This window comes from Arthrobacter sp. Y3223164 (assembly GCF_059091005.1).
Genome location: NZ_JBNHGF010000354.1, coordinates 1 through 2,835, shown reverse-complemented (window position 1 = coordinate 2,835; position 2,835 = coordinate 1). Strand labels below are relative to the sequence as shown.

Below are 2,835 nucleotides of genomic sequence, written 5' to 3'. Positions count from 1 at the left end.
CCGGCCTCGGCCAGCCGCGCGGCGGCGGCGGACAGGGCGTCGGCCAGGTTCGTGGCGGGCACTGCCGGCTAGTTTTCCTCGCCCAGGGCGGCCAGCCGGTGTTCCTCGTCCGCCTGGATGGCTGACTGGATCACCGGTTCCAGTTCACCGTTCATCACCGCGTCCAGGTTGTAGGCCTTGTAGCCGGTGCGGTGGTCGGCAATCCGGTTTTCCGGGAAGTTGTACGTACGGATGCGCTCGGACCGGTCCATGGTGCGGATCTGCGACTTGCGCGTCTCGGAGTTCGCGGCGTCGATCTGCTCCTGCTGGTGGGCCAGCAGCCGCGCCCGGAGCACGCGCATGCCGGCCTCGCGGTTCTGCAGCTGGGACTTCTCGTTCTGCATCGCGACCACGATGCCGGTGGGCAGGTGGGTGATGCGCACCGCCGAGTCGGTGGTGTTCACCGACTGGCCGCCCGGACCCGAGGAACGGTAAACGTCGATCTTCAGGTCGTTCTGATGGATATCCACTTCTTCCGGCTCGTCCACTTCCGGAAGCACCAGGACGCCTGCGGCGGAGGTGTGGATGCGGCCCTGCGATTCGGTCACCGGGACGCGTTGGACGCGGTGCACGCCGCCCTCGAACTTGAGCCTGGCCCAGACGCCTTCGGACGGGTCGTTGGAGTTGCCCTTGATGGCCATCTGGACGTCCTTGTAGCCGCCCAGGTCGGACTCGGTCGCGGAGATGATCTCGGTTTTCCAGCCGCGGGATTCGGCGTAGCGCATGTACATCCGGAGCAGGTCGCCGGCGAACAGTGCCGCCTCGTCGCCGCCTTCGCCGCCCTTGACCTCGATGATCACGTTGCGCGCGTCGTCCGGATCGCGCGGGATCAGCAGGCGGCGCAGCCGTTCCTGGGCGATTTCGAGTTCGGCTTCGAGTCCGGGCACCTCGGCTGCCAGTTCGGGATCCTCGTCGGCGAGCTCGCGTGTCGCTTCGAGGTCGTCCGCCAGGTGCGACCAGCGCTTGTACGCCTCGACGATGCCGTTCAGCTCCGCCGACCGCCGCCCCAGCTTCCGGGCCCGGGCCTGGTCGGAATAGACGGCAGGGTCGCTCAATTCCTTCTGGAGCTCGGCGTGCTCGTCAAGAAGCCCCTGAACGGACTCAAACATCTTCAAACCTCTTTCGACTCACAACAAGTCTAAATAGCAACGAAAGGAACGGCAGGTAAGGCGCCTTAAACGACAAGCCGCTCAGAATCTTTCTCCGGCCCGGGAGTGGCATCGGGCCTGCCGTAGCGCGGAGGCTCGAGTCCGTAGGACGAGAGCCTCCGCGCGAAGGGGCGGGGCCGGAGAAAATTCTGAGCGGTAACCCAGCTACTTGTCGTTTTCGGCCTTCGAGCCGAGCGTCGTCTTCTGGACCTGCATCAGGAACTCTACGTTGGACTGCGTCTCCCGGATCTTGCCGGTAAGCAGTTCCAGCGCCTGCTGGGTGTCCAGACCGGAGAGGACGCGGCGCAGGCGCCACATGATCTTGACCTCTTCGGGCGAGAGCAGGTTCTCCTCGCGGCGGGTGCCGGAGGCGTTGACGTCGACGGCCGGGAAGATGCGCTTGTCCGCCAGCGAGCGGGACAGCCGCAGTTCCATGTTGCCGGTGCCCTTGAACTCCTCGAAGATGACCTCGTCCATCTTGGACCCGGTCTCCACCAGTGCGGTGGCGAGGATGGTCAGGGAGCCGCCGTTTTCGATGTTCCGGGCGGCGCCGAAGAAACGCTTCGGCGGGTACAGCGCCGAGGAGTCCACGCCGCCGGAGAGGATGCGGCCCGAGGCCGGGGCGGCCAGGTTGTAGGCGCGGCCCAGGCGGGTCATCGAGTCCAGCAGGACGACCACGTCCATGCCCATCTCCACCAGCCGCTTGGCGCGCTCGATGGCCAGTTCGGCCACCGTGGTGTGGTCGTCGGCGGGACGGTCGAAGGTCGAGGCGATGACCTCGCCCTTGACCGTGCGCTGCATGTCCGTGACTTCTTCGGGCCGCTCATCGACCAGCACCATCATGAGGTGGACCTCGGGATTGTTGGTGGTGATCGCGTTGGCAATGGACTGCAGGATCAACGTCTTGCCGGCCTTCGGCGGGGAGACGATCAGGCCGCGCTGGCCCTTGCCGATCGGAGCCACCAGGTCGATGACGCGGGGGCCGATCTTCTTCGGCTCGGTCTCCAGGCGCAGCCGCTCGGACGGGTACAGCGGGACCAGCTTGGTGAAGTCCACGCGGTCCTTGTTCTCCTCCACCGGCTTGCCGTTGACGGAGGTGAGCTTGACCAGTGCGTTGAACTTCTGCCGGTTGCCCTGGCCGCCGGAATCGCCGTCACGCGGGGCGCGGATGGCGCCGACGACGGCGTCGCCCTTGCGCAGGTTGTGCTTCTTGACCTGGGCCAGCGAGACGTAGACGTCGTTCGGTCCGGGCAGGTAGCCGGAGGTGCGCACGAAGGCGTAGTTCTCCAGCACGTCCAGTATGCCGGCAACGGGCAGCAGCACGTCGTCGTCGGAAATCTCGGTGTCGTCGACCTCGGGTCCGCGGTCGCGGCCGCGGCGACGCTCGTTGCGGTCGCGGTAGCGGGTGTTGTTGCTGTCGTTGTCGCGGCGGTTGCGGCGATTGCGGTTGCGGCCGCGGCCGCCTTCGTCGCCGTCATCCTGGCGGGTATCGCGGGTGTCGCGCTCCCGGGTGTCGCGGGAATCGCGGTTGTCCCGGGTGTCGCGGGAATCGCGGTTGTCCCGGGTGTCGCGGTCGGCGTCGCTGCGGTTGCGGTTGCGGCTGCGGCGGTCGGACTGGCCGTCTCCGCGGCCGGACTGCTGCTGCTGG

General features: G+C 67.0%; 2 protein-coding genes. Both read right to left on the bottom strand.

Features of this window, described 5'->3' with window-relative positions; all coding sequences use genetic code 11:
* Nucleotides 1–68 precede the first annotated feature (68 nt).
* Nucleotides 69–1,148: a peptide chain release factor 1 gene (prfA, locus tag AC5RUJ_RS13935; protein WP_494000132.1), complete on the bottom strand. Its 1,080-nt coding sequence runs from the start codon at nucleotides 1,146–1,148 to the stop codon at nucleotides 69–71.
* 204 nt (nucleotides 1,149–1,352) lie between these two features.
* Nucleotides 1,353–2,835 (bottom strand): transcription termination factor Rho (gene rho, locus AC5RUJ_RS13930; RefSeq protein WP_494156026.1); only part of this gene is annotated, 1,483 nt, incomplete at its 5' end.

Bases quoted from the DNA above. Each gene is read 5' to 3' on its own strand.
- prfA (WP_494000132.1), bottom strand. From the start codon at position 1,148: ATGTTTGAGTCCGTTCAGGGGCTTCTTGACGAGCACGCCGAGCTCCAG.